Origin of the sequence: Lysobacter solisilvae (assembly GCF_016613535.2) — a bacterium.
GTDB lineage: Bacteria > Pseudomonadota > Gammaproteobacteria > Xanthomonadales > Xanthomonadaceae > Agrilutibacter > Agrilutibacter solisilvae.
On the sequence record NZ_CP071518.1, the window covers coordinates 672476 to 697469 of the forward strand.

General features: G+C 66.2%; 24 protein-coding genes. 15 read left to right on the forward strand and 9 right to left on the reverse strand.

Annotated elements, in window-relative coordinates:
- The first annotated feature begins 267 nt into the window (after positions 1 to 267).
- The 3 genes from I8J32_RS03085 to I8J32_RS03095 all read left to right on the forward strand — a co-directional run bounded on the left by I8J32_RS03085 (position 268) and on the right by I8J32_RS03095 (position 2040).
- A complete protein-coding gene (locus I8J32_RS03085; protein ID WP_200615258.1) occupies positions 268 to 801 on the forward strand; it encodes a CREC-EF hand family protein in 534 nt (177 codons plus the stop codon).
- A 54-nt stretch (positions 802 to 855) separates the two neighbouring features.
- The gene (locus I8J32_RS03090) at positions 856 to 1104 is read left to right on the forward strand and encodes a hypothetical protein (protein ID WP_200615256.1); all 249 of its coding nucleotides are present in this window, start codon (positions 856 to 858) and stop codon (positions 1102 to 1104) included.
- Positions 1105 to 1257: 153 nt separating this feature from the next.
- Positions 1258 to 2040 (forward strand): hypothetical protein, encoded by a 783-nt coding sequence (locus I8J32_RS03095; RefSeq protein ID WP_200615255.1) that lies wholly within the window; start codon positions 1258 to 1260, stop codon positions 2038 to 2040.
- 261 nt (positions 2041 to 2301) lie between these two features.
- Here I8J32_RS03095 and I8J32_RS03100 read toward each other — a convergent pair whose 3' ends face one another.
- The 3 genes from I8J32_RS03100 to I8J32_RS18020 all read right to left on the reverse strand — a co-directional run bounded on the left by I8J32_RS03100 (position 2302) and on the right by I8J32_RS18020 (position 3810).
- Positions 2302 to 2838, reverse strand: a complete 537-nt coding sequence (locus I8J32_RS03100; protein ID WP_200615253.1) for a DsbA family protein — start codon at positions 2836 to 2838, stop codon at positions 2302 to 2304.
- 2 nt (positions 2839 to 2840) lie between these two features.
- A complete protein-coding gene (locus I8J32_RS03105; RefSeq protein WP_200615251.1) occupies positions 2841 to 3317 on the reverse strand; it encodes a redoxin domain-containing protein in 477 nt (158 codons plus the stop codon).
- A gap of 403 nt (positions 3318 to 3720) precedes the next feature.
- Positions 3721 to 3810, reverse strand: coding sequence for a hypothetical protein (locus tag I8J32_RS18020; protein WP_407060983.1), 90 nt, complete (start codon positions 3808 to 3810; stop codon positions 3721 to 3723).
- 280 nt (positions 3811 to 4090) lie between these two features.
- On the opposite strand from I8J32_RS18020, the gene I8J32_RS03115 reads away from it, so the two are divergent.
- From I8J32_RS03115 to I8J32_RS03135, 5 genes are all read left to right on the forward strand, one after another.
- Positions 4091 to 5227 carry an extracellular catalytic domain type 1 short-chain-length polyhydroxyalkanoate depolymerase gene (locus tag I8J32_RS03115; RefSeq protein WP_207526753.1) on the forward strand — a complete coding sequence of 379 codons (1137 nt, stop codon included), beginning with the start codon at positions 4091 to 4093 and terminating at the stop codon, positions 5225 to 5227.
- A 259-nt stretch (positions 5228 to 5486) separates the two neighbouring features.
- On the forward strand, positions 5487 to 6731 hold the full coding sequence (dcm, locus tag I8J32_RS03120) for a DNA (cytosine-5-)-methyltransferase (protein ID WP_200615246.1): 1245 nt from the start codon (positions 5487 to 5489) through the stop codon (positions 6729 to 6731).
- Positions 6732 to 6773: 42 nt separating this feature from the next.
- Positions 6774 to 7238, forward strand: coding sequence for a very short patch repair endonuclease (locus tag I8J32_RS03125; RefSeq protein ID WP_245156478.1), 465 nt, complete (start codon positions 6774 to 6776; stop codon positions 7236 to 7238).
- Positions 7196 to 8575, forward strand: coding sequence for a type II restriction endonuclease (locus I8J32_RS03130; RefSeq protein WP_200615242.1), 1380 nt, complete (start codon positions 7196 to 7198; stop codon positions 8573 to 8575). The genes I8J32_RS03125 and I8J32_RS03130 overlap by 43 nt, the downstream gene beginning before the upstream one ends.
- Positions 8576 to 8599: 24 nt before the next feature.
- Entirely contained in the window at positions 8600 to 9424 is an 825-nt protein-coding gene (locus I8J32_RS03135; RefSeq protein ID WP_200615241.1) for an endonuclease NucS domain-containing protein, read from the forward strand.
- On the opposite strand, the gene I8J32_RS03140 is transcribed toward I8J32_RS03135, so the two are convergent.
- Entirely contained in the window at positions 9421 to 9969 is a 549-nt protein-coding gene (locus I8J32_RS03140; RefSeq protein WP_200615239.1) for a hypothetical protein, read from the reverse strand. The two genes, I8J32_RS03135 and I8J32_RS03140, sit on opposite strands and share 4 nt — an antisense overlap.
- A 529-nt stretch (positions 9970 to 10498) precedes the next feature.
- Here I8J32_RS03140 and I8J32_RS03145 point away from each other — a divergent pair.
- Positions 10499 to 10837, forward strand: coding sequence for an excalibur calcium-binding domain-containing protein (locus I8J32_RS03145; RefSeq protein ID WP_245156400.1), 339 nt, complete (start codon positions 10499 to 10501; stop codon positions 10835 to 10837).
- A 41-nt stretch (positions 10838 to 10878) separates the two neighbouring features.
- The gene (locus I8J32_RS03150; RefSeq protein WP_200615237.1) at positions 10879 to 11781 is read left to right on the forward strand and encodes a nuclease-related domain-containing protein; all 903 of its coding nucleotides are present in this window, start codon (positions 10879 to 10881) and stop codon (positions 11779 to 11781) included.
- Between the two features lie 203 nt (positions 11782 to 11984).
- Here I8J32_RS03150 and I8J32_RS03155 read toward each other — a convergent pair whose 3' ends face one another.
- The gene (locus I8J32_RS03155) at positions 11985 to 13787 is read right to left on the reverse strand and encodes a HEAT repeat domain-containing protein (protein ID WP_200615236.1); all 1803 of its coding nucleotides are present in this window, start codon (positions 13785 to 13787) and stop codon (positions 11985 to 11987) included.
- Positions 13788 to 13962: 175 nt separating this feature from the next.
- Here I8J32_RS03155 and I8J32_RS03160 point away from each other — a divergent pair, with 175 nt between their 5' ends.
- The gene (locus I8J32_RS03160; RefSeq protein WP_200615233.1) at positions 13963 to 14343 is read left to right on the forward strand and encodes a YajD family HNH nuclease; all 381 of its coding nucleotides are present in this window, start codon (positions 13963 to 13965) and stop codon (positions 14341 to 14343) included.
- A 5-nt stretch (positions 14344 to 14348) separates the two neighbouring features.
- Here the strand turns inward: I8J32_RS03160 and I8J32_RS03165 are convergent, their stop codons facing one another.
- The 3 genes from I8J32_RS03165 to I8J32_RS03175 all read right to left on the reverse strand — a co-directional run bounded on the left by I8J32_RS03165 (position 14349) and on the right by I8J32_RS03175 (position 16986).
- Positions 14349 to 14678 (reverse strand): hypothetical protein, encoded by a 330-nt coding sequence (locus I8J32_RS03165; RefSeq protein ID WP_200615231.1) that lies wholly within the window; start codon positions 14676 to 14678, stop codon positions 14349 to 14351.
- 54 nt (positions 14679 to 14732) lie between these two features.
- The gene (locus tag I8J32_RS03170) at positions 14733 to 15344 is read right to left on the reverse strand and encodes a hypothetical protein (protein WP_200615230.1); all 612 of its coding nucleotides are present in this window, start codon (positions 15342 to 15344) and stop codon (positions 14733 to 14735) included.
- 175 nt (positions 15345 to 15519) lie between these two features.
- Positions 15520 to 16986, reverse strand: coding sequence for an amidohydrolase family protein (locus I8J32_RS03175; RefSeq protein ID WP_200615229.1), 1467 nt, complete (start codon positions 16984 to 16986; stop codon positions 15520 to 15522).
- Between the two features lie 614 nt (positions 16987 to 17600).
- Between I8J32_RS03175 and I8J32_RS03180 the strand changes: the two genes are divergently transcribed.
- Positions 17601 to 18485 (forward strand): right-handed parallel beta-helix repeat-containing protein, encoded by an 885-nt coding sequence (locus I8J32_RS03180; RefSeq protein WP_200615228.1) that lies wholly within the window; start codon positions 17601 to 17603, stop codon positions 18483 to 18485.
- Between the two features lie 90 nt (positions 18486 to 18575).
- Here I8J32_RS03180 and aceE read toward each other — a convergent pair whose 3' ends face one another.
- Complete coding sequence (aceE, locus tag I8J32_RS03185) at positions 18576 to 21266, reverse strand: pyruvate dehydrogenase (acetyl-transferring), homodimeric type (RefSeq protein WP_207526754.1); 2691 nt, start codon at positions 21264 to 21266, stop codon at positions 18576 to 18578.
- A gap of 276 nt (positions 21267 to 21542) precedes the next feature.
- Between aceE and I8J32_RS03190 the strand changes: the two genes are divergently transcribed.
- The 3 genes from I8J32_RS03190 to I8J32_RS03200 are packed head-to-tail and all read left to right on the forward strand — an operon-like array spanning position 21543 to position 24690.
- A complete protein-coding gene (locus I8J32_RS03190; RefSeq protein WP_200615226.1) occupies positions 21543 to 22481 on the forward strand; it encodes a UDP-glucuronic acid decarboxylase family protein in 939 nt (312 codons plus the stop codon).
- A 43-nt stretch (positions 22482 to 22524) separates the two neighbouring features.
- Complete coding sequence (locus I8J32_RS03195; protein WP_200615225.1) at positions 22525 to 23520, forward strand: glycosyltransferase family 2 protein; 996 nt, start codon at positions 22525 to 22527, stop codon at positions 23518 to 23520.
- A gap of 45 nt (positions 23521 to 23565) precedes the next feature.
- Positions 23566 to 24690, forward strand: a complete 1125-nt coding sequence (locus tag I8J32_RS03200; RefSeq protein WP_200615224.1) for a glycosyltransferase — start codon at positions 23566 to 23568, stop codon at positions 24688 to 24690.
- Positions 24691 to 24994 lie beyond the last annotated feature (304 nt).

Genomic DNA, 24994 nt, shown 5'->3' on the forward strand with positions numbered 1-24994 from the left:
CCGGGGTGGTTGGGGTGGGGCCAACGATCGCCGCGCCTCCCCGAAGCACCGCAGCTGCGTAGGCTGGGTTGGCCCCATCAACCCAGCGCTCCTGGTTCCCCCAACTCAACAACACGACACGCCCGCGAAAACCGCCCCGTTCTCCCATTCACCCGCACCGCGTTAACGCCACATCACCCCCACGCAAGCACCCCGCTAACACCCCCATTCGCACACTCACCAGCGCCCATTTACGGCCGCACCCCCGCGGCCCCGAGGAGGCCAGGCATGAACGAAGCAATGCGCAACACCTTCCGCCCATGGCGCATGGTCGCCGCCTTGTCGCTGGCGCTTTCCGCGCCCGCGTGGGCCGGCGGCGGCCACGCCGGCGACAAGTTCAAGGACATGGACGCTGACCGCGACGGCATGGTGTCGGCGACCGAATACGCCGCGTCGGTGAGCCGGATGTTCGGCGAGATGGACGCCAACCACGACGGCAACGTCACCGCCGCGGAAATGGACGCCCGCCACCACGGCAAGAAGATCGCCGCCGTCGAGTCGAAAGAACCGGTGACCTACAACGACGCGGCGACGGACGAGGGCCCCATGCGCCCCGAGCTGTCCTCGGCCGACAGGATCGCCAGGCTCGACGCCAGCGGCGACGGCATGCTCTCGGCCGCCGAGCACGAGGCCGGCGCCGAATCGATGTTCAAGGAGCTGGACAACGACGGCAACGGCAACCTGTCGCAGCAGGAAGTCGCCGCCAGCCACGCGTCGATGCATAAGGACAAGACCAGCAAGCCCACGTACAAGACGCCATGACGGCGACGCACGATGAGTGAGCGAACGGGCACCGGCGGCACAGGGAGCACATGCATGAAGGCACACACCACCCCGCCGGTGCCGGGCACGCCCGACGCGCCCGCCCCGGGCCCGCAGCGGCCCGACACGTCGGCACCCAAACCGGAAACCCCGACACCCGCGCCGGCACCACCGCAGCGCGAGATCCCCGTGCAGCCCGTGCCGAAACCGGAAATGCCGCCACCCGAAGCGCCACCGCCCGACGTGCCCGAGCCGGTGCAACCGCCGATGCATGATCCGGTGCCGCCCGCGCCGATCGATTAGGGCGGTTACGGCGTCGGGCATCGAACTGGGATCTGCAGTGCACACTTGCCGCGGCGTGCAGACGGCGCAGCCGCCCTTGCACCCTGCACCGCAACCCCGTTTCCGCCCCACTCCCGTTCCACTGGGATATCCCGCCTGCCAACCGCCCGCCCCATGCCCACACCCGCCCGCGTCGCCCGCCAGTTCCTGCTGCCCATCGCCTGCCTGCTCGCGCTCTCCGCCTGCGCACACTGGAGCGGAAACAGCCCCGGAACCTGGGCCGGCCAGTACGAACTCGGCACCGACCGCCTGCACCTGCTCCCGTCCGGCGAGTTCACCTACGACGGCGGCTACTGCATGCCCGAAGACACCGACGTCGGCCTGGGCGACGCCTTCGCCGGCCGCTACCGCGTGCACGCCGGCTGGATCACCCTGGAACCGCTGACCGGCGCACCCGGCTGCAGCTCCCTGGGCCTCAAACTCCACGCCCTGCGCATCGACGGCCACCGCTACCTGTTCGACGAGAAGTACCTGCGCTTCATCGTCAACGAAATCCGCAGCGGCAAGACCCGCGACAACTTCCCGACCTGGCACCCCACCGGCGAACCCGCCGCCTTCACCGCGCCCCCGACCGAGTGGCTCCCGGCCCCGTACGCGCAATGGGCGCGGCAACCCGCACCGTCCGGCCACGTGATCGCCATCGGCCCCACCTCCACCCGCACCCGCTACGGCTCCGCCGGCCTCGTCCTCGGGGAACAGCTCTCCGCGCGCCTCACCGTCGACATCGGCCGCCGCGACGGCGCGTTCGAAGGCATGCACATGTGCGTCCCGGGCGGCACCTGGAAGCTGGCGCTCGACAGCGTCGCGGAAGAGCAGGCGACGCTGGCCTGGTCGTGGGCCAAGGAGGGCGGCAACGCGCCGGAAGTGGGCATGCGGCTGGAGGGACGGTGCCCGTAGGCTGGGTTGGCTCCATCAACCCAGCCGTTGGAAGCACAGGATCCCGGCGCGGTGCCCACCAGCATCGAAATTGGTCTGGACCCTACCCCGCTTTCGACCAGAAGCGCTCCCCGCATCCCGCGTAAACGTGCGCAACTGTTGTGCCGGGGACGAAGTCACTCACCCACGCGCAGTAGCCAGGCATCACGGCTGACATCGCGACCTTCGCCGCTACGACAGCCTGCCACCTGGATCGTTGTTACTTCCGGCGGAGCAACAAACTCACCTCGTCATGGCCAGCATCGCGTCGTCGATGCTGGAGGCGAGGTCGGCGAAGGTGTAATCGGCGTCGTGGCGAACACCATTGACGAAGAACGTGGGCGTGCCGTTGACTCCGCTGCGCACACCACCCATGAAATGGGCCTGCACCTTGGGTGCGTGCAACCCCGAAGCCAGAGCTTCCTGGAATTCCTCGGCGGGCAGCTCAAGTGCGCTGACCAGCGTCAACAGCAACTCGGGACTGAGACGCGGCTGGTTGGCGAAGATGGCGTCATGCATCTCCCAGAAACGCCCATATCCTCCTGCGAATTCGGCCGTCTCCGCAGCCATGCCCGCCATCGGATGGACCTCGGTCAGCGGAAAATGCCGGAACACGAGACAGATCCTGCCGCCATAGTGCGACAGGATCTGCTTGACCGGCAATTGCGCGGCGGCGCAATGGGGACACTGGTAGTCGCCGTACTCGACCAACGTCACGGCACCACTGGAGGCGCCGAGGATGTGATCAGAAGTTGTCACGGGAACCTTGAGGCTGGCCATCGTCATTCTCCGGTCGTCGGCATCGCGTCGAGCGCATCAAGAATTCCATCGGCGCCAGGGTTGACTGCGATCGGCGAGCAGTAGCTCCAAGCTATTGCCTGGTTCTCGTCGATCACGAACAGCGCACGTTCGCAAACGCCTTCCGACGCCCGGTAAGCTCCGTAGGCACGCGCCACATCGCCCTTGGGCTCGAAATCCGCGAGCAGCGGAAAGTGCAGGTTCCTGGCCTGCGCGAATGCCTGATGGCACCACGCACCGTCCACCGAGATGCCGAATATATGGGCACCCCGACTGCGGAACTCCGGAAGTACCTGGTTGTACAGCGCCATCTGGTCGCCACACACCGGACTCCAGTCCGCCGGGTAGAACGCAAGCACAATTCGTTTGCCCCGCATCTCGTCCAGCGAGAGCACCTGGTCCGGAGTCACGTGGAGCCTGAAGTCTGGCGCCCGGGCGCCGGCAGCAAGAATCGTCGACATGTCGTGTCCTCAAGAGAGTGCCCGAGCCAAGGCGGCTGGCTGACCCTCTTCGCGCCATTTCCTGAGCCGGAATGCCAGCAGCAGTGCGACCCCGAACGCGAACGAGTATGCACCCGCCCACCCGCGGCCATGGTGACGGGCTTGCCACCAGGATGGGTGCATCGCGTGCCAACCACCAGGCAGGCACTACGGCACCATCACTGCGCTGCGAACAACACCACGCCGCATACCCCGACAGTAGACCGCCCGCCACCATCAACCGGCGGCCGGGCGCGCTCGTGAGGCTTGATTGCAGCGGCCGGCAGCAGAACGCCGGATATCGGCGATGACGAAGTACCGCACAGTCAGGTTCGGCCAGCGGCACGTGCCGAATGACGCATTCGGCCGTCAGCGAACTTCGATGTTAGGTTGATCGCATGATGAAGCCGCCGTCTACTGAAGTGGGCTGGCCGGTGACGTAGCTGGCTGCGTCACTTGAGAGCCAGAGAACCACGTCGGCAATTTCGTTTGGCTCGCCGCAGCGTAGTCGGCGTTGAATCGACTCCAGTGGTTCGATAGCCGACCTGCGCCAATCGATCTGCTTGGGCCTGCGTCTTGAGTTGCTCCGGATTCTTCCGCGTTGTGAAGCGCAGGGTGCCCGTCCGGGCCGCGGGCTTTGATCCGACCAAGCGGGCAATGCCGATGGCCGCGCTCGCGGACAGCCTTCATGCCGGGCTCACGCTGCATGCCACAGGGTTTTGTGCACTGCAGCAAGCGCAACATCAGGAAGTCCCTTGTCCCTTTTGTCCGAGCTTTTGACCCGCGCACGCCTGGCACTTGCCAAGCCCCAGTCACACACCGGCAGCGGAGCGCTGCAGGCGCAGGTCAGCAAGACGATCAACGATGCGCTGGTGGCCGCGGGCCTGTCGCCGCATCCACCGTCGGCGCCCCCGCAAGCAGAGGAGCTACCTGCGCAGCGTCCGCGGGAGGACCGGCCCGCCCGTGGATCCAACCGCGCGGCAAAGTCGACGTCGCTGCCAGGCACATTCGTGGAGCATTCGTTTGCCCACGCCGCCGGTACGCGCCGCTACAAGCTCTACACCCCGTCGCACTACCTGGCGGACGCGCAGGCGACCTCGCCGTTGCTGCTGATGCTCCACGGCTGCACGCAGTCGCCCGACGATTTTGCCGCGGGCACGCGCATGAACGAACTCGCCGAACAACACGGCTTCCTGGTCGCCTACCCAGCGCAATCGGCGAAAGCCAACCATTCCAGATGCTGGAACTGGTTCCGCCCGGGTGACCAGCTGCGCGCCGGCGGCGAACCCGCACTGCTCGCCGCCCTCGCCCAGGACATCGCCCACCACCACGCCGTCGACCCGACGCGCATCTACGTGGCCGGCCTGTCCGCAGGCGCCGCCATGGCCGTGATCCTGGGCGCCACCTACCCCGACGTCTTCGCAGCCGTCGGCTCCCACTCCGGCCTCCCCTACCGCGCCGCCCACGACATGCCTTCAGCCTTCGCAGCGATGGGCGGCCGGGCAGTCGCTCGCGCGCCCGTCGAGAACGTGTCAGCGGCAGGGTTGCCTGTCACCCCATTGATCGCGTTCCAGGGCGATTGCGACAGGACGGTCGCGGCTAGCAATGCCGACACCCTGGTCCGTCACGCGATCCGGGCCGCGGATTTGCTGTCGCCGGAACGTCGCGTGAGCACAGGCGAAGGCACCGGTCGGGCCTATACACGAACCACCTACACGACCGCGCAGGGCGATCCCCTGATCGAGTTCTGGCAGATCCACGGTGCCGGCCACGCGTGGTCGGGAGGCAGTCCGAGTGGTAGTTACACGGACGCGCAGGGGCCTGATGCTTCGGCTGAGATGGTGCGGTTTTTCTTGCAGGTCAGGCGGCGGGAGATCAGGGCGGCGGCATAGGGTGTAAGGGGGTGAGCGCAGGCTTTAACCCATGTCCCATGGCGACGATGCAACATTGGGAATCCAAGCGCGTCCTCGACCGCAGCGAATACCCGCGCGATCGAACTGCCCCATCGCCATCGGTGACTTCAGAGGGCGCGGCACCAACTTATCCACAACCAGTCTCATCTCGTGCGTCACGGCTGCGGTTTGATGCCTTCTGCCCCTTCCCCCACGGGACAGAAACGGACAATATGCCCACGTGCCTCCTGGAGCCCTGATGGACACCCACGCCCTGATCGACTACGCGCTTCAGCGCTACAGCCCACGCGAGATTGCCATGGCACTCGGTGTGGACGCCCGGACCATCCGCCGCTGGCATGCCCGGGAAAGCGACCCGCCGCCCTACGTCAACGACGCCATCCGGCAGCGGCTCCTGCCCCTCCAGGGCCTCGAGAAGGACGCCCCCGCTGATTTCACCTTCATCGACCTGTTTGCCGGCATCGGTGGCCTCCGGACGGCGTTCGAGAAGCAGGGCGGCAAGTGCGTCTTCACCAGCGAGTGGGACGCGTACGCCCGCAAGACCTACGCGGCCAACTTCCATGACGGACCGGATCACGTGTTTGCGGGCGACATCACCGCCGTGCATGAAAAGGATGTCCCCGACCATGATGTCCTGCTGGCCGGGTTCCCGTGCCAGCCCTTCTCGATCGCGGGTGTGTCCAAGAAGAACGCACTCGGTCGTCCGCATGGCTTCGCGGACAAGACCCAAGGCACGCTGTTCTTTGACGTGGCCCGGATCATCGCGGAGAAGCGGCCGAAGGCGTTCCTGCTGGAAAACGTCAAGAACCTCGTCAGCCACGACAAGGGCCGCACTTTTTCCACGATTGTCGACGTGCTGAAGAACGAGCTTGGCTATCACGTCAAGACCAAGGTCATCAACGGCAAGCACTTCGTCCCGCAGCACCGCGAACGCATCATCATCGTCGGGTTCCGGGACAGCGAGGAGTTCGACTGGCAGGGCCTGTCCCTGCCCGCCTTCGATACGGGTCCGAAGCTGGCAAGCATCCTGCACAAGCAGGACGGAACCGAACCGGCCGAATGGCATTGCCTGGAGGGCAAAAAGGGCAAGGTGACTGCCAACTACACCCTGTCGGACAAGCTCTGGGAGTACCTTCAGGGCTATGCCGCCAAGCACCGCGACAAGGGCAATGGTTTTGGGTTTGGCCTGGTGACCGGCAAGGACACGACCAGAACCCTGTCCGCGCGGTATTACAAGGATGGCTCGGAAATTCTGGTGTCACAGGGACCGAAGCGGAATCCCCGACGTCTCACGCCGCGCGAGTGTGCCCGCCTGATGGGGTTCGACGACAACTTCCGCATTCCGGTCTCGGACACCCGCGCCTACAAGCAGTTCGGCAATTCCGTGGTCGTCCCCGTCATCGCCGAGGTCGCGCGCGTGATGGCCCCCTTCATCAAGGAAGAGAACGCCGCGCCACGGAAGCGCCCCAAGAAAGCCGCATGATCGTTGGCTGACATCCTCACCCCCGAGCAGCGGTCCGCGCAGATGTCGCGGATCCGCGGGTCTGATACGAAGCTGGAACTGGTGGTGCGCCGGGCCCTGCACGCCCGGGGCCTCCGGTATCGGCTGGGTGGGGCGGGGTTACCGGGTCGGCCAGATCTCGTCCTTCCCAGACACAAGGCCGTAGTGTTCGTCCACGGGTGCTTCTGGCATGGTCACGCGTGCCCCCTGTTCCGGTTGCCCAAGACACGACCGGAATTCTGGCGTGCCAAGATCGAGTCCAACCAGCGTAGGGATGAGCGCGTGCTGGAACAGCTTGAGCTGATGGGATGGCGGGCGCTTGTGGTGTGGGAGTGTTCGCTGCGGGGCGTGAAGGAGCCCGGTCGCGAACGCGTTTTCGATGATCTCGCGCGTCAGGTCCTTTCTGGCCTGCACGGCATTCCGGGTCAGGCACGCGGAGCAGACGAATGCACCCAGTCGCGCAAGAAGAGTCCGTCTGGCCGAAGGTAGAGGAACTGGCTGCCAGGAGCAGCCAGCTTTTCCTGAAGAAGCTGTCCCGTAATGACACGTCTTGGGCTGACGACAGCAGCAAACACCAGGCTGGCTTCTACATCCCGCGCCTCATCAGAGAGTCCGGCTTCTTCCCCGAGCTTGCCGCGACGAATCCGGACAAGCCGCATATCTTTTACGCCCCCTGTGTATCCCTGTGGCCGCAGACCGGCGAGATCAAGCAGTCGGGCATGCGGCACTACAGCAACAAAGGGCCCGAGACGCATTTCACGGTGATTCCCCATGACCTGTTCTCGGGCCTGAGCCCAGCATCGCTGCTTCTGGCCGGGCGGTTCCGCGAATCTGCAGGCGATGCCACGCACTGGTTCATCCTGCTGGACTCCACGAGCGAGGACGCGGAGATCCTGGAGACGGCGCTCAACATTCCGTCCGACTTTCACTTCGATCTGTTTGACCCGGATCAGCTCGCTGTCGCCAATGCCTTGGCTGTTGACGAGGCGGCGCAGCTGATCGATGAACTTCGCCATGCGATCCGCACGGGCACTCTGGATGCCTTCATGGCGGGCGTGTCCCGCATCCCCTCGCCTGACACGATCGCCGAGGAAGCCAGGCAGCGCTACTTCGCCGCAACGGGGCGCACCAACCTCGATCCTTACGAGATGGACGCCCCCGGCGACGCCATCATGCGGATCAGCCGGGACATCGAGTACGAGGTGTTCAAGCATTACGAGCTCCGGCGCCGCGGCTCGGAGATCGTCAGACTCCTGATCGGCGAGCAGGACCTGATCTCCGCTGTGATAAGGGGATTCCCGGTCCTTGACGCGGTGTTCCTGAGTGCCAGCCAGCAGCGGAAGACCCGGGCAGGTCGGTCCTTCGAGAATCACCTGGCAGCCACGCTGCAGGGCGGACGGATCAGGTTCCAGGAGCAGGCGGTACTTGGCGGCCGGCGGCCCGACTTCGTCCTTCCCGATGCTCCAACCCTGATGCGACGGGAGGCCCGCCCGTTCAACGACGCACTCGTACTGTCCGCCAAGACGACGCTTCGTGAGCGGTGGAAGCAGATCACCCATGAACGGTTCAACTGTGCGCTCTTTCTCGCCACGGTCGATGACCGCGTTTCCCGACAGGCACTGGACGAACTCCAAGCAGCCGAGATTGTCCTGGTGGTTCCAGAATCCCTTAAGGGCAACAGGGAGAGTGAATACGTCGGGCACGCGAACGTGATTTCCTTCCGGGACTTTTTCGAATCCCAGGTCAGGCAGACACGCCCGTTTCTGATCGACCCCGTGGGCGCGACCGCCATAGTTGAAGAGCGCGCCCGGGGCTTGTTCGACTGATCCAAACTACTGTCCTGGGACCCCATGGCACGAACAATCTACGAAAAGGCGACGCGGGCCCTCCTCGCAGACATGCTGGTGGATCTGGGGCTGAAGCCCGGCCAGGTTTTCACTACGTCGCGGGCCATCGAGTGGTTCGAACAGCACTATCCCAAGCTGCAACCCAGCAGCATTCGCGCCCATCTCGTTCAGGCCTCCACGAACGATCGGAGTCGCCTACACCATTCATCAATGAATGCGTCCGACGATCTGCTGTTCAAGGTCGACTCGGGCCTGTTCCGACTGTACGAACCGGGCAAGGACCCGGCGCCGATTCACGAACTCGTTCCCGGCGATGTCGCCCGCGAGGAGGAGATCACCGCTGCCATGGAGGACGACGATGAAGATCGTGGGGCGCTGGTCGGCTCATCGGAGTTCCTGCTCGAGCGGGACCTGCAGCGCTATCTCGCTGAGAATCTCGAATGCATCGAGCCTGGCCTGAAGCTTTACGAGGCGGACGGCGTGCGTGGCATTGAGTTCGAGGCCGGTGGCGGCCGGCGAATCGACATTCTTGCTGTCGACCGGACTGGCGCGTTCGTCGTGCTGGAACTGAAGGTTTCGAAGGGATACGACCGCGTCGTCGGGCAGCTCCTGCGATACGTCAACTGGGTCCGCCAGAATCTCGCCGAAACGGGCCAGCGGGTACGGGGCATCATCGTGTGCAGGACGATGTCCGAGGACCTTCGACTGGCCTGCGCCAGCATTCCGGACGTCGACCTTTTCGAGTATCAGCTCTCGGTCACCGTCAGCAGGGTCGCCGCTCTGGACGTCCATGAAGGTCGCCGCGCATTGGGGGGCGAGCAAAACTAGATTGCCGTCGAAACTTTTCCGGCGATCCGCGCCATGTCATCCCCAAAATCAGAAAGGCTCCTGAAGAGAGGACGGCCGTTGATGTTAATTGCATCGCTTGTGGTGTTATTTGCCTTCAAGTGATTCAGGATCGCTTGGAGCGTGCTGTCTGGCATGTAGATGGCGACGAACCCCCAGCGCTTCATGAGATTCATTCGGCTCGACGTCCAGAACTCATCGGGCTCTGCGAAGAACCCAAAGCCCACCGATTCCAGCCTATTTCCTGAAACTATGAAGCGTTCTCTCGCAGCCTCGCTCTTGACGGAAATGAGGAGATTGTGGGGAGCGCATGGAATTAAGAAGTCGCCGTATAGCTTTAGCTGCCGCAGCTTTCCGGTGTTGAGGGAGACGTGGGCTCGAGATGACCAGGTCGGCCAGCCTTCAACGTCCAGGCTCATGTGAGGCACGCCATGATTGGAGAGCACCTCAGAACACAACGCTTCCATGATGTCACCGCCAGCCGTTGCGGCAACGAGTGGTGGGTGAAGAAATGGAGTATGGGGCATGCCTGGGTGTTGGACTTCGAACGCTTTGTAGACGTTCGCCGACACAATCGGCGCACCTAGAGTCACCTCGCAAAGGTGAACCACTGCCGGTGCAGTAGCGCGAATCGGCAACTGAGCGTAAAGGCAAGGACTCGACTGCAGCAACCGCTTGAAGACCTGCGTCTGTAGAACGCTCGGAGGCACAGCTCCGACTGTCCCCAGAGGCCCACAGGCAGCAAGTGCTCCCAGGAGCGCGGCCTTGTCCGTCGCTCTGACCTTAAGCTCGGGAACTTCGAGCACTTCGTACCAAGAGACGAGCCCACCCTTCCCAGGACAGTGTGGATGCAGGCATTGCACTGACTTCTCCAACAGCAGCCGACAATCTCAGCCAGTCACGGAGGCTACGTCAGTGCGCCTGGGTTTCGCGAGCTTTGCAGAGGTGCATGCCTGGCAAGGTGGAAGATGACTTATTCAGGTTCTGCGATAGACACTCCCGTTGGGAGTCCCAACAGTGCTACGTTCCCCAAGTCGCACCAGGGAAGGGGGTCCCATGACGACGACGGCACGGGCTGCCTTGCTCGGCCTGTGTGCATTGGCCACGAATGCGGCGGCCCATGGCGGGGGATTGAACGCCGAGGGCTGCCATAACGACCGCAAGAATGGCGGCTACCACTGCCATCGCGGTGGCGAATCACCCGCACCGGCTCCAAAATTGATTGCCCCGAAACCCGCTGACGGTCACCGCTATGACGGTGGTCGCGGCGGGTCCGGGACTTATTACGCCAACTGCAGCGCCGCGCGTGCTGCCGGGGCCGCCCCGGTGCGCCGTGGCGATCCGGGCTATGCGGCACATCTGGATCGAGACAACGATGGCGTCGGCTGCGAGTAGCACCCGCACTTGACCTGTTCCAAGGATCGGAGACTCAGCATTTGACTGCTCTACTGCTTGTCGTCGCGTTCACCTTCATGCCCAGCCTTCTGATGGTCGGCCTGTTGTGGGCGTATCGGAAATGGCAGGACCGCGAGGGCCGTCGCAGCCCAATCGAGAAACGGGCCATCTACGGTGCTGGCGAGCAGCTGCGCGTGCGGATGGACAAGCACATGGACCAGGTGATGGTGTCGTTCGTCGCCCTGTTCTTCATGGGGCCGTACTTTCTGGCCTATTGGGCCATGAGCCGCATCAACCTTGCCCAGGTGCGGTTTGGCTTCGGCGACTATCTGCTTCTCGTGCTCTTCCTGATCATGGTCGGCGCTGCGACCTGGTGGCTGATCAAGCACGGCAGCGCCCGACGAATTGCCAACGCCGGCCTCCAGGCCGAGCTGTACACCGCACAGGAGCTCAACCGGCTGATGGCGCTGGGCTGCACGGTGCTTCACGACGTGCCCGCCGACGGCTTCAACCTCGATCACGTCGTCATCGGCCCCACTGCGGTGTATGCCGTAGAGACCAAGTCCGTGCGGAAGCCGGCTCCCACAGGAGGCAAGGACCACTTCAAGGTGACCTACGACGGCCAGTGCCTGCGCTTTCCTGACTTCAGCGACAGCAAGCGCCTGAAGCAGACGAGGCGCCAAGCCGACTGGCTTGCCGGTCATCTCCGCCAAGCACTGGGTCGGTCCATCCCCGTTGTGCCGGCATTGGCGTTGCCCGGATGGTGGATCGAGACCCAAACCTCGGCCGCCGCCACCGATCTGCGGGTGTTCAACCCGGCCGGTCGCGGTTCGAACTTCATGGCGGATGCCCGAGGCGGGCACGCGATTGCGCCAGAGATTGCTGCCCTCGTGGTGCAGGCACTGGTGATGCGATATCCGACGCTAGGTGCGAAATCCTCGTGAGTCGGCGACCGAGTGGCAGTTAGGCGATTGCCCTAGGGCGGCTGATCGATCGGCGGACCTGGGCGGATGCAATGCTGAAAATTGCGGTCAGAGGTGCCTTCTTCGAAGGTGAAATCGGCCCCTGTTCTGTCGTGAGAATCGGTTCTACCCCAACTTCCGCCTTGTGATTGGCGAAGTACGCTGCGCTCCATACCTGCGCGTAGTCACTGAAGGCACGGCGCCATTCGCATTGTGCCGTTCGCGTCCACCAGCAAGGAGGCGTCGCCGACGCTCACCTGCAACTCGCCGCCCTCCACCAGCCATGACTCGTCGGGCGCACCCGGCAGGGCCCGCCACGGATGGGCGGACCATCGGCCGGCGGCATCGCGGACCAGTTCGTACAACATGCCCTCTTGCATGAACAAGTGTCCCAAGCCGGTCACGGCGACCAGGCGCGAACCCAGCTTGTAGATGTCTTCCACATTCTTTTCCAGGAGCGTCTGCCGAACACCTCGGTCGTCGAGGAAGATCAGTTCGCCACCCCATTCGCCGCGATTGGAGCCGGCCAGCCAACCCCCCTCCACGCGCAGGGCGACGTTGGGTTCCTGTAACACGGTCTGGCGATGCTCGACCATGTTGTCCTTCGTCACCGCGATGAGTTCGCCCGGCTTGGCAGTTCCATCCCTGTCCTCGGCGGCGCCGTAGCTCAGGATGGTTGCGGCGAAAGACAATTTGGCCAGCCGTTCTCCGGCTTCCGGCGCGCGCAGCTTTTGCTGGGGCGACTCGTCGACCCTGGCCAGCGCCGGGACAGAACAGGCCGGCACGTCGTTGGCAATGTGCTGGTACTTGAAGAACTCGGGCATGAAGGTGTCGTCGTCGGCGGCATACGGCGTGCCGTCGCGGATTGCAGCCAAGGCCTTGGCCGCGGCCTGCCGCACCGGTGGAAACCAATGCGCCTGCGCCGCCCGCTGCAATGCCGGCTCGGCAGAGGCTGCATGCAGGCGACCGAGCGATTCGGCGGCGGACCAGTTGATCCGTACGTCTTCGGAATCATCGAGCAACGCGGCCAAGGCTTCCGCCGATGGCTCGTAGCCGATGAAGCCCAGCGCGCGCGCTGCGCCCAGGCGCACGTCCCAGTCCTCATGGCCAAGCAACTCCACCAGCAAGGGTCCCGCCGGCCGGCCTGCCCGGCCGGTCTCGGCCAGATCGCGGAGTACGTACAGGTCCGCCTGCTCGCGCAAGCGCGCGGTGAAGATGGTGCCCGCTGCGGAAGAACCGGTTCCGACCAGGGCTTCGTCCACTGCCGGTGCCAATAGCGGTGCGCGCTGCCGCAGTGCGATCAGCTGGGTTTCCAGCGAGGCACCGTCGCTCTGAAGCCTCCCGATCATCTGCAAGGCGCCTGCCGCCACCTCTGGGAGCACGCTGGGGTCAGCCGCCAATGCCATTAGACCCGGCGCCGCAAGCGCGCGCACCTCACCCATTTCGCTCAGCACATAGCCCAGGTAGTAGTGGTCGTTCGGACCACAGCCGTTGGCGCATCGGGCGGCCTCGATGATGAACGGGATGGCGCGCTTGCCCGACAGCTGGACGGCGTAGGCTTCCTGGTTGTGCGGCGCGCTCTTCGACACCAGCAAGCGCGCGACCGCCTCGCGTGCAGCCGCGTCGCTGTCCATGTGGCCCAAGGCGGGCGCCAGCCATTTCAGTTCGCGATCCAGCCCTGCCTTGACCTGAGGCAGGTAAACAGGATCGATGGCCTCCGCATCTCGCAGGCCCTTGGCCCCCATGACTGCCACGCGCTTGTCCGCGTCGGCCAGCAGGGCCACGAGGGCGGGTATGCCCTCATCAAAGCTGCGCACCCGCGCCAGCAGATCGGCCTCGGGACTCTGCATTTGCTCCGCCCGGTGCTCGGGGCGAGTCGCCAGTGCGCGAAGCTGCGTCAGGCAGGCCTGTAGCGATGCACACTCGCCGGCGGCTTGGGCGGGACCGGCCGCGAACGTGAGCAGCAGAAGGAGGGACGGCAGACGCATGCGGGTCGATCCTTGATGGACGTGCGAGTTGCAGAGCGGGGCGGCAACCGCAGCTTAGTTGGTCGCGCCGATCCCGCCTACAGTTCTACAAAGCGGCCTCAGAACGATTCACTCAGAGCTGGCTTGGGGCAACATTGGCGAAGGCCCACGCCCACGCCCAGCGACGGAGTTCCCAATGTCCACCCACAATCCACCCCCCGACAACGCCAAGCTTGACCGCATCGTCGCCGAGGCCCGGCGCCAGGCGAAGGAGCGTGAGCAGGGCTACCGCGAGCGGGCGTTGAAGATGTACCCGTGGGTCTGCGGGCGCTGTGGGCGCGAGTTCACGCGCGCGAACCTGCAGGAGCTGACGGTGCACCACCGCAATCATGACCACGACTTCAACCCGGCTGATGGCAGCAATTGGGAATTGCTTTGCCTGTACTGCCACGACAACGAGCACTCGCGCTATACCGACTACACGGGTGTCAGTGCGTCGGCTGCGGAAGATGCGCCGGCGGCGGCCACGGGGACGCCGTTCGCCAATCTGAAGGCGTTGTTGAAGCGTGGGGATTGAAACCCTCAGGCCTGCCCGGTGGCGATGTTGAATGTCTGATACGCGCCAGCCAGGGTGAGAAAGCCGCTGGCAAGCGCCAGCACGCGCAGCGTGGGCTTGATCTTCTCGTAGTCACCATAGGATGCCGTCACCCGGCGTCTGCCGCCGGCTGTGAACAGGCCGAGCAGCGAGGTGATGAAGGCAAACAGGCTTGCCACCACCATGGCGAGTGAGCCGGGAAGTGTCTCGATGGGGCCGTAGCCATCGAAGTAGAGGCCGATCCCGCAGAGGACATTCCAGGCCACGATCCACAGCCCTGCCGTCAGCAGGTTCACGTTCTTGAAGAGATCAATCATCGTCACGCCCAACGCTTGTTGCGAAAGTGGGGAAGTGGGGCCTGCGTCTGCAGGTCAGTTCGGTGCAGCCAGCTGGATGCTCTCCAGCGCGTCCTGGATCTGCGCGCGGGTTGCGGCGTCGCCCTGCGTGTACCCCGCACCGATCATGAAGAAGTAGTCGCCGGCCGGGACGATCCACATTTCCGACGTGGTGGGGAACTCGCCGCCTTCGGCCGAGCGCAGGGTGTAGTTGATCACCAGGTGGCCCGCCGGGCGCGCGGCGACGGTGGCGTCGGTGGGGGGTGTGACCACTTCGAGGTTGGCGAACTGCTGCCGGAACGACGGCAGGATGGCCTGCAGGATCGCCTTGCCGTCGCGCGGCATGGCGCCGAAGGGCTTGAGGTTGACCTTGAAGCTGGCGTTGAGGCCGTCGTAGGGCTCTTCGTGCTGGGCCAGGACCACCAGGGGCGCGGTGGTGTACTTGACGAGGTTCTGCTTGAACTCCGCGCTGCCGAAGTCGGTGCGCTTGAGGTTCTCCAGGTTCTGGGCGGCGCTGAGGTAGTGCCAGCCGTCGGGCTTGGTGAGCTGCAGGCCGACGGTGTTGTTGACGTAGTGGCTGTCGGCTTCGGCGGCGGTGGCGGCGCCGGCGACCAGCAGCAGGGCGGTCGCGATGAGGTGCTTGAACATGGGGATTCCGCTGGCGTGGATCAGAAGATGGTAGTCGGGTGGCCTTCGCCGCAACTGCAGCAGGCGCGGGGGAACTGGGCCCGGCAGGGTACTAGGACCGGGATAGCGGCGGGAGTGCGCCGGACTTGAACGTGTTCAGCTGCCCCTGCCCGGCTCCACGGGCCAGGCGCCTGCCTCAGCCCCACCGCCGCAGGTTGAGAAACTCCCGCCGCGTCTTCGGGCCGTACGTGGCAAAGCGCGGGTCGGGCGCGTTGCGGTAGTCCTCGCGCAGGCGGGTGACGGCATCGCGCGCGAGGTGCTTGTCGAGCACTTCCTTCGGCACGGGATACAGCTTGAGGGCATTGCGGCCGAACACCTTGGCGCGGATCGCCGGGGTGATTTCCGGGTAGCCGTAGCGCTCGCGGAACTGCGGCGAGATCTGGAACGCGCGGAAGGCCTGGATCTGGTCCTGCGGGCTGCCGTACCAGATGGAGTCGGTGCCCCACAGCACGTTGTCCGCGCCCAGGTGGGTGAGCAGCTTGCCCAGTGCGTGCGCGGCGGCGTCGGGGTCGCGCATCAGGAAGCGCCAGGTGGAGCCGAGCTCGGCATACACGTTGCCGCCCTGGCCGATGCCGTTGTCGCGCAGGGAGGTGATGAGGGCATCGATGCCGTCGCTGCGATTGGCGTCATACGGGCCTTCGCCTTTGTCGGTGACGAAGCCGGAGTGGTAGATCAGGAAGTTGACGTCCGGATAGCGCCTGGCCACGCGGCCGATGTCGACGCTGGTGCTGTGCTCGTAGGAACGCTGGCCGAAGGGCAGGCCCTTGTGGATGGCGATGTTGCGCACGCCCAGGCGGCGCGCTTCCTCGATCATGCGCAGGCCGGGTTCGTCGTCCATGAAGAAGCCGCGCCCGTCCGGGCCCCACTGCGTGTAGGTCTTCCAAGCCGCGATGCCGAACTGCCTGGCCAGCCGCTCCATGTCTTCGACGTCGCCGGGCTGGTTGGGGTTGACGCGGCCGTGCAGGTACAGGCGGTGGGTGCCTTCCATCTTCTCGACCAGCGCGGCGGTGGCCGCGGCTTCCTCGATGGTGAGCGGCTCGCCCGCGCGCGTGGAGGGGACGAAGCTGAGCACGGTCAGGTCGGTGTCGGAGTCGAGGAAGATGTCCTTGATGAACTCGTCGCGGCCGACGCATTGCAGGTAGCTCAGGCCCGGGCCCTGCGCGGCGGCGCAGCCTTCGGTGTTGACGAAGCCCAGGGGTCTGGCGTCGTTCGGCAATTGTTTGGTCCAGGCGCCGCTGGGATTCACGAAGTGGCCCTGGACGTCGAAGATGAATTCGTCGCCGCTGAGGACGCTACTGGCCGCGGCGGGGTCGAGGGCGGCTTCGCGCGGCAGCTCGTAAGACGCGCCGCGCTTGCAGCCGGCGAGGAAGGCGGCGTTCATTGCCAGCAGCGTGCTGGCGGCGCCGCACAGGGAGACCATGAAGTCGCGGCGGGAGAGGCCGAGGCGACGGGCGTTGTGCGTGGCGTTTTCAAAGGCGAGGCGGCGGGCTTCGCGGTGGACGGGTTCGAGGGGGACGGGGACGAATTCACCGTTGCTGGTGCTGTCGAGCTTGATCGGCAGGCGCAGGCCGTCGGGGTCATGCCGGGAGCGATGCGGGCGCATGGGGTCCTCGCTTGTCATCACGACGGGGGGAACGTAGCGCTGTGGGTGGGGTGGGCCAAGTGCCGGGGGCTGGGGTGGTGCAGGGTTGGGTGATAGCAACCGGCGCGTTGGTAGGGCGTTTGAGCTGGGCACTGGTTGGTCCGTGGCGATCGTTGGCCCCCACCCCAACCACCCCGGCCAGCAGGCACAGCCTGCTGGCGTTCGATGACGCGCGGACCAGTGGTCCGCAAGCGCGTCCTCTCAACCCCCGCGAAGCGGGGGAGGGAGTAATACGCGGCGGCACTGTTGGGTGCGTGGCGATCGTTGGCCCCCAACCCAACCCTCCCCCGCAGAGCGGGGGAGGGAGTGATTCGCCGCGGCTTCTTGTGATGCGTGGCGATCGTTGACCCCTACCCCAACCACCCCGGCCAGCATGCACAACCTGCTGGCGTTCGACGACGCGCGGACCAGTGGTCCGCAAGCGCGTCCTCTCACCCCCCGCAGAGCGGGGAGGGAGTGGTGTGCCGGACGTCACCGTGACCGTTGGTTTGCTTCCGGCTTCGGCCAAATGATGCCAAGGAGATTTGCAGGCGCGTTGTTAGTTTTCCCGGCCACTGGCCTGACAAGGAGAACCCATGAAAGCGCTGTATCTGCTGGCGGCAACCTCGGTGATCTTCCTCGTTCCTCATGGCGCGCACGCGGCCGAGAGTTACGACAACTGCACCGGCTACATCACCTCGGTGCCCACCACCATCACCACGCAGGGCACCTGGTGCCTGAAGAGCGACGTGTCCGCGGCGATCGCCAGCGGTGCGGCCATTACGGTGGGCGTCAACAACGTCACGCTGGACTGCAACGGCTTCAAGCTGGGTGGGCTGGCCGCGGGCGTCGGCACGCTGGCCAAGGGCGTGCATGCCAAGGACCGGGTGGGCGTGACGGTGCGCCACTGCAACATCCGGGGCTTCCACTATGGCGTGCTGTTCGAAGGCGGCGCCGGGCATGTCGTGGAGGACGACACCTTCTACGGCAATACCTTCGCCGGGGCTTCGGCGACGACCGTCGACAGCGTGATCATCCGCGACAGTGTGTTCACCGACACCGGCGGCAGCAGCGTGACCAGCTGGCCCAATCCCGTGCAGGTGGTCGGCGGGTCGGGTGCCATCGTCAGCGACAACGTGATCAACGGGGTCGTACCGGGCGGCACGAGTGGCAATGTCGACGGAATCCAGATGTCGTCCACGGCCAGGGGCGCCGTGGTGTCGGGCAATCGCATCTTCGGGCTCAACGCCGGGACCAACGGCACCGCCACCGGCATCACGCTGAGCCCTTATGGGAAGTCGCTGGACAACATCGTGGACGACATCAACAGCGGCGGTGGCGGCAGCAGTTCGCGTGGCGTGTTCTGCCTGAGCGGCACGGCCTCGGACCAGGGCATCGTGCGGAATACGGTGGTCACCCGCACCACGAACTTCTGGGCGGGCAGCTGCGTGGAGGCTGGCGGTAACGTGCATCGGCCGTAACGCGACAGCGGTACCCGGCACGTTGGGCTGGCGCACCAACCCCCAAAAAAATGGCGGCCATTGGCCGCCATTTTTTCGCTTGCGTTTCCGTTACACGGTCACGGGATTGGGCTTTTCGCCGTCGATCTTGTACTGCTTGATCGCGCGCGCCACGTCCTTCGCCGTCATCTTGCCTTCCGCCGCAAGCGCCGCGATGGCGGCGTGGGCGATGTGGAAGCGGTCGACTTCGAAGTGGCGGCGCAGGTTGGCGCGGGTGTCGCTGCGGCCGAAGCCGTCGGTGCCCAGCACGGTGTAGCGCATCGGGACGAACTCGCGGATCTGGTTGGCGAAGGTGCGCACGTAGTCGGTGGCGGCGATCGCGGGGCCCTGGCGGCCTTCCAGCAGCGAGGTGACGTAGGGCTGGCGGGCGGTCTTGGCTTCCGGGTTCAGGCGGTTGAAGCGGACGGCGTCCTCGCCGTCGCGCGCCAGCTCGGTGAAGCTCGGGCAGGACCAGATGTCGGCGGTGACGCCGAAGTCCTTGTCGAGCAGTTCGGCGGCGGCGATGGCTTCGCGCAGGATGGTGCCGGAACCCAGCAGCTGCACGCGCAGTTCGCCCTTCTTCGGCTTGCCGGCGTCCTTGAGCAGGTACATGCCCTTGATGATGCCCTCGGCCGCGCCCTCGGGCATGTCCGGGTGGGCGTAGTTCTCGTTCATCAGGGTGATGTAGAAGTACTCGTCGCGCTGTTCGGCGAGCATGCGCTGCATGCCGTACTGGACGATCACGGCCACTTCGAAGCCGAAGGTGGGATCGTAGCTGCGGCAGTTCGGGATCGCGCTGCTGAGCAGGTGGCTGTGGCCGTCCTCGTGCTGCAGGCCTTCACCATTCAACGTGGTGCGGCCGGCGGTGGCGCCGAGGAGGAAGCCGCGGGCGCGCATGTCGGCGGCCTGCCAGCAGCTGTCGCCGACGCGCTGCATGCCGAACATCGAGTAGTAGATGTAGAACGGCAGCATCGGCAGGTCGTTGGTGCTGTAGCTGGTGGCGCAGGCCATCCAGCTGGAGAACGCGCCGCACTCGGTGATGCCCTCTTCCAGCACCTTGCCGGCCGCGTCCTCGCGGTAGTACATCAGCTGGTCGCGGTCGACCGGCTTGTACTTCTGGCCGAACGGGGCGTAGATGCCGATCTGGCGGAACAGGCCTTCCATGCCGAAGGTGCGCGCCTCGTCGGCGACGATCGGCACGCAGCGCGGGCCGACCTGCTTGTCGCGCAAGGTGATGTTGAGCACCTGCACGAAGGCCATGGTGGTGCTGATCTCGCGGTCGCCGCTGGACTTGAGCAGACGGTCGAAGGTTTCCAGCGCGGGCACTTCCAGCGTCTGCGTGCTCTTGCGGCGACGCTGCGGCAGGTAGCCGCCCAGGGCCTTGCGGCGTTCGTGCAGGTATTCCACTTCCGGCGAGTCCTTGCCGGGGTGGAAGAACGGCACGGCGCTGTCTTTCAGCTGGTCGTCGGTGACCGGGATGTTGAAGCGGTCGCGGAAGATGCGCACGGCATCGTCGTCGAGCTTCTTGGTCTGGTGGGTCGGGTTGAGCGCCTCGCCGGCCTGGCCCATGCCGTAGCCCTTGACCGTCTTGGCCAGGATCACGGTGGGCATGCCGCGGGTTTCGGTGGCCTGCTTGTAGCTGGCGTAGACCTTGTGCGGGTCGTGGCCGCCGCGGTTGAGGCGCCAGATGTCGTCGTCGCTCATGTTGGCGACCAGGGCGGCGGTTTCCGGGTACTTGCCGAAGAAGTTGTCGCGCGTGTACTTGCCGCCGAAGGCCTTGCAGTTCTGGTATTCGCCGTCGACGGTTTCCATCATCAGCTGGCGCAGGCGGCCGCTGGTGTCGCGGGCGAGCAGCGGATCCCAGTAGCTGCCCCAGATGTTCTTGATGACGTTCCAGCCGGCGCCGCGGAAGCCGCCTTCCAGTTCCTGGATGATCTTGCCGTTGCCGCGCACCGGGCCGTCCAGGCGCTGCAGGTTGCAGTTGATGACGAACACCAGGTTGTCCAGGCCTTCGCGGCCGGCGACCGAGATCGCGCCCAGGCTCTCGGGCTCGTCGCACTCGCCGTCGCCCATGAAGCACCAGACCTTGCGGTCGGTCTTGGGCATCAGGCCGCGGCCTTCCAGGTACTTCCAGTTGCGCGCCTGGTAGATGGCGCTGATCGGGCCCAGGCCCATGGAGACGGTGGGCGTCTGCCAGTAGTCGGGCATCAGCCAGGGGTGCGGGTAGGAGCTGATGCCGCGGCCGTCGACTTCCATGCGGAAGTTGTCGAGCTGGTTCTCGCTGATGCGGCCTTCCAGGAAGCTGCGGGCGTAGATGCCGGGCGAGCTGTGGCCCTGGATGTACAGCAGGTCGCCGGGGTGGTCGTCGGACGGGGCGCGCCAGAAGTGGTTGAAGCCGACGTCGTACAGCGTGGCGGCCGAGGCGAAGCTGGCGATGTGGCCGCCCAGGTCACCGGGCTTGCGGTTGGCGCGCACGACCATGGCCAGCGCGTTCCAGCGGATGATCGAGCGGATCCGCCATTCCATCGCGGCGTCGCCGGGGCTCTTGGCCTCCAGGTGCGGCGGGATGGTGTTGATGTATTCGGTGGTGGGCTGGAACGGCAGGTGCGCGCCGGCGCGGCGGGTCACCTCGACCATGCCCTCCAGCAGTTGGTGGGCGCGGGGCGCGCCTTCGCGCGCGATCACGGCCTGCATCGATTCGATCCACTCGCGGGTCTCGGTGGGATCGGGGTCGTTGAGGAGCAGCTCGTTCAGCCAGTTCATGGGGGTGGGGGCTCCGCGCGGCGCATCGGCCACGCTCTATGGGGGCATTGGAGTTAGAGCCGGAATTCTAACCTCCCCGTCCGCGGGGCTGGTCGCGGGGCCGCGAGGGCGGGATCGCGCGTCCGGCGCGGGCGGCGGCACCGGCCTTCATGTCCAAATCGTTATGTGAACCCGTGCCCGGAAGGGCCTGTCCACGGCCCGTGAAGGCTTACCGCCAGACCCGGCAAAGGGCATGATGGCGGCCCGCCAACCCGGTGGCGCCCCAGGCGCCTTTCGATGATCAAGACCCTGGTGACCGGCGGTGCCGGATTTCTCGGCTCGCACCTGTGCGAACGCCTGCTGCGCGACGGCCATGACGTGCTGTGCGTGGACAACTTCTTTACCGGCTCCAAGCAGAACATCGCCCACCTGCTGGGCAATCCCTATTTCGAGCTGATGCGGCACGACGTGACCTTCCCGCTCTACGTGGAGGTCGACCGCATCTTCAACCTGGCCTGCCCGGCCTCGCCGATCCACTACCAGTTCGACCCGGTCCAGACCACCAAGACCAGCGTGCATGGCGCGATCAACATGCTGGGCCTGGCCAAGCGGCTGAAGGCGCGCATCCTGCAGGCCTCCACCAGCGAGGTCTACGGCGATCCGGAAGTGCATCCGCAGACCGAGGACTACTGGGGCCGCGTCAATCCGGTCGGTATCCGCTCGTGCTACGACGAGGGCAAGCGCTGCGCCGAGACGCTGTTCTTCGACTACTTCCGCCAGCACGGCCTGGACATCAAGGTGGTGCGGATCTTCAACACCTACGGGCCGCGCATGCACCCCAACGACGGGCGCGTGGTCAGCAACTTCATCGTGCAGGCGCTGCGCGGGCAGGACATCACCATCTACGGCGATGGCAGCCAGACGCGCAGCTTCTGCTACGTGGACGACCTCGTCGAAGGCTTCGTGCGGATGATGGAGACGCAGCCCGGCTTCACCGGCCCGATCAACATGGGCAACCCCGGCGAGTTCACCATGCTGGAGCTGGCCGAGAAGGTGGTGGCGCTGGTGGGCGGGCAGTCGAAGCTGGTGTTCAAGCCGCTGCCGCCGGACGACCCGCGCCAGCGCCAGCCGGACATCTCGCTGGCCCGCGACAAGCTGGGCTGGCAGCCGAAGGTGGGCCTGGAAGACGGCCTGCGCGAAACCATCGCCTATTTCCGCCGCACCCTGGAGCTGTGAGATGGTGACCACCACGCTTCCCCCCGCGCCGGAGGCCAGGACCATGGCCGCGCCTGACAAGACCGCCGCCACGACCGCTGCCCCGGCGGCGGCGTCCACCGCCGCGGCGCCGGCGACGACACGTTTCTCGGTGATCGTCACCTGCTACAACTACAAGGCCTTCGTCGAGGAAGCGGTGGACAGCGCGCTGGCGCAGACGCACGCGCCGGCGCAGGTGATCGTGGTGGACGACGGCTCCACCGACGGCAGCACCGAACTGCTGCGCGCGCGCTATGGCGACGATGAGCGCGTGACCCTGCTCTGCGGCCCGAACGGCGGCCAGCTGGCGGCCTTCGTCCGCGGCGTTGAGGCGGCCACCGGCGAGGTGCTGTGCTTCCTCGATGCCGACGACCGCTGGGAGCCGGGCTACCTGCAACAGCTGGCGGCGGTGTACGACACGCGGCCGGACGTGGGCTTCGTCTTCAGCGACATCCACCTGTTCGGCCAGGAGACGCGTCGGATCGGCTATGCCGACCGCGCGATCGACCTGGGCTACACCGCCATCGCCACCTATGCGCTGACGCACTGGTATGGCGCGCCGACGTCGGCCCTGTCGCTGCGCCGGGCCTGCGCGCAGCGCTGCCTTGACCTGCCCGCCGACCAGGCGCGCATCTGGCGCCTGTCGGCCGACAACTGCCTGGTGTACGGCGCCAGCGTGCTGGGCGCGCGCAAGTATTTCCTGCCCACCGGCTGCGTGGGCTACCGCATCCACGGCAACAACGGCTGGTGGTCGAAGCGGTCGGCGACGAACAACTATCACAACCGCCTGGCCTCGCGCGCGCTCATCGCGCACTACGCGCGGGTGGCGGGGATCGACGAGTCCTGCCTGGAACTCACCAGGCTGGAGTACCGGACCAAGCCCGATCCGGGCTGGGACGAGACCAAGCGCTACGCTACATTGGCGCTGCGCGGGCAGGCGCCGTGGTGGAAGCGCCTCGAGCGCGCGCTGAGCGTGCTCAGCACGCGCCGCCGCAAGCGCCGCGGGTCGCAGCGCGGGTAGGACGCGGGTAGCGACGTCATCCTGGCGTTCGCCGGGAGAGCTGCGTTGAAGATCCTCTTTACGAATTTCCACGAAGGCGACGGCGGTGGGCACACCACCTACGTCGTCGCGCTGGCACGCGGGCTGGCCGGCCGCCACGAGGTGCACGTCGCCGCGCCCGAGGGCAGCCGCCTGCTGCGCGAGGCGCGCGAAGTGCCGGGCGTGACCGCGCTGGCGCAGGCGTTTCCGAACGGGCTGCGGGAACTGGCCGCGCGTCGGCGGGCCTTGCAGGCGCTGGCCGCGCGGCTGCGCGCGGAAGCCTACGACGTGGTGCACGTCAACGGCTCGGCCGACCACCGGCTGGTGCTGGCGGCGATGGGCGGCCTGCCGCGCCGGCCGAAACTGGTGCTGACCAAGCACAACTCCAAACCCCTGGGCGGCTTCGGCCATGCATGGCGGGCGCGGTCCACCGACCAGGTGATCGCGGTGTGCGATTTCACCCTGCGCCAGTTGCGGCAGTCGGCGTACCGCCGCTGCGCGCTGGCGACGGTGCACAACGGCATCGACGTGGCGCATTTCTCGCCGTGGCCGGAGCAGCAGGCGCTGGCCGAACGGCAGCGGTGGTTCGGCGACTTCGGCGGGCTGGTGCTGGGCAGCACGGCGGGCACGGCGGCGTACAAGGGCTGGATGGACCTGGTCGAGGCCCTGGCGCTGCTGCCGGCCGATGCGCGCGCGCAGGTGCGCGTGCTGATGGCGGGCAAGCCGCCGGGCGCGGAACAGGTGGCCCGGATCGACGCGCTGGGGCTGGCTTCGCAGGTGGTGTTCACCGGCCTGCTGACGGACGTGCGGCCGGCGGTGGCGGCCATCGATGCGGGCTTCGTGTTGTCGTATGACGTGGAGACGATCTCCTTTGCCTGCCGCGAGATGATGGCGATGGGCAAGCCGGTGCTGCTGAGCGACTACGCGGGGCTGCCGGAAAACGTCGCCGAAGGCCGCGAAGGCTGGGTGGTGCCGGTGCGCGACCGGCGGGCGATTGCCGCCGCGGTGGAGAAGATCCTGGCGCTGCGGCCGCGCCTGCCGGCGATGGGCGCGGCGGCGCGCGAGCGCGCGGCGCGCGAGTTCGGCATCGAGCTGTTCGTGGAGCGGACGCTGGCGGTGTATGCGGCGGTGCTGGGGATGTCGGCTGGGTAGCGGCGGGCGGTGGGCGGTTTGAGGACGCGGCGATCGGTGGCCCCCATCCCAACCGTCCCCCGCGGAGCGGGGGAAGGGGCTGAGGCGCGGCGATCGGTGGCCCCCATCCCAACCGTCCCGGCCAGCAGGCACAGCCTGCTGGCGTTCGATGACGCGCGGACCAGTGGTCCGCAAGCGCGTCCTCTCACCCCCCGCGGAGCGGGGGGAAGGGGCTGAGGCGGGCGCAGCGCGCGGCGGCGCGTTTGGAGACTGCGGCGGTTTGCGCTCACCCCGGCGCGGCGCGGCGCGGCGCGGCCCTGTCACT

What these genes read in the sequence shown, in the direction of transcription:
- I8J32_RS03100 (WP_200615253.1), bottom strand. Translation starts at nt 2,838, where the DNA reads ATGGCCAGCCTCAAGGTTCCCGTGACAACTTCTGATCACATCCTCGGC.
- I8J32_RS03140 (WP_200615239.1), bottom strand. Translation starts at nt 9,969, where the DNA reads ATGCCCCATACTCCATTTCTTCACCCACCACTCGTTGCCGCAACGGCT.
- dcm (WP_200615246.1), top strand. Translation starts at nt 5,487, where the DNA reads ATGGACACCCACGCCCTGATCGACTACGCGCTTCAGCGCTACAGCCCA.
- I8J32_RS03195 (WP_200615225.1), top strand. Translation starts at nt 22,525, where the DNA reads ATGGCCGCGCCTGACAAGACCGCCGCCACGACCGCTGCCCCGGCGGCG.
- I8J32_RS03130 (WP_200615242.1), top strand. Translation starts at nt 7,196, where the DNA reads ATGCACCCAGTCGCGCAAGAAGAGTCCGTCTGGCCGAAGGTAGAGGAA.
- I8J32_RS03095 (WP_200615255.1), top strand. Translation starts at nt 1,258, where the DNA reads ATGCCCACACCCGCCCGCGTCGCCCGCCAGTTCCTGCTGCCCATCGCC.
- I8J32_RS03135 (WP_200615241.1), top strand. Translation starts at nt 8,600, where the DNA reads ATGGCACGAACAATCTACGAAAAGGCGACGCGGGCCCTCCTCGCAGAC.
- I8J32_RS03165 (WP_200615231.1), bottom strand. Translation starts at nt 14,678, where the DNA reads ATGATTGATCTCTTCAAGAACGTGAACCTGCTGACGGCAGGGCTGTGG.
- I8J32_RS03085 (WP_200615258.1), top strand. Translation starts at nt 268, where the DNA reads ATGAACGAAGCAATGCGCAACACCTTCCGCCCATGGCGCATGGTCGCC.
- aceE (WP_207526754.1), bottom strand. Translation starts at nt 21,266, where the DNA reads ATGAACTGGCTGAACGAGCTGCTCCTCAACGACCCCGATCCCACCGAG.
- I8J32_RS03175 (WP_200615229.1), bottom strand. Translation starts at nt 16,986, where the DNA reads ATGCGCCCGCATCGCTCCCGGCATGACCCCGACGGCCTGCGCCTGCCG.
- I8J32_RS03125 (WP_245156478.1), top strand. Translation starts at nt 6,774, where the DNA reads ATGTCGCGGATCCGCGGGTCTGATACGAAGCTGGAACTGGTGGTGCGC.
- I8J32_RS03105 (WP_200615251.1), bottom strand. Translation starts at nt 3,317, where the DNA reads ATGTCGACGATTCTTGCTGCCGGCGCCCGGGCGCCAGACTTCAGGCTC.
- I8J32_RS03160 (WP_200615233.1), top strand. Translation starts at nt 13,963, where the DNA reads ATGTCCACCCACAATCCACCCCCCGACAACGCCAAGCTTGACCGCATC.
- I8J32_RS03170 (WP_200615230.1), bottom strand. Translation starts at nt 15,344, where the DNA reads ATGTTCAAGCACCTCATCGCGACCGCCCTGCTGCTGGTCGCCGGCGCC.
- I8J32_RS03090 (WP_200615256.1), top strand. Translation starts at nt 856, where the DNA reads ATGAAGGCACACACCACCCCGCCGGTGCCGGGCACGCCCGACGCGCCC.
- I8J32_RS03145 (WP_245156400.1), top strand. Translation starts at nt 10,499, where the DNA reads ATGACGACGACGGCACGGGCTGCCTTGCTCGGCCTGTGTGCATTGGCC.
- I8J32_RS03180 (WP_200615228.1), top strand. Translation starts at nt 17,601, where the DNA reads ATGAAAGCGCTGTATCTGCTGGCGGCAACCTCGGTGATCTTCCTCGTT.
- I8J32_RS03155 (WP_200615236.1), bottom strand. Translation starts at nt 13,787, where the DNA reads ATGCGTCTGCCGTCCCTCCTTCTGCTGCTCACGTTCGCGGCCGGTCCC.
- I8J32_RS03190 (WP_200615226.1), top strand. Translation starts at nt 21,543, where the DNA reads ATGATCAAGACCCTGGTGACCGGCGGTGCCGGATTTCTCGGCTCGCAC.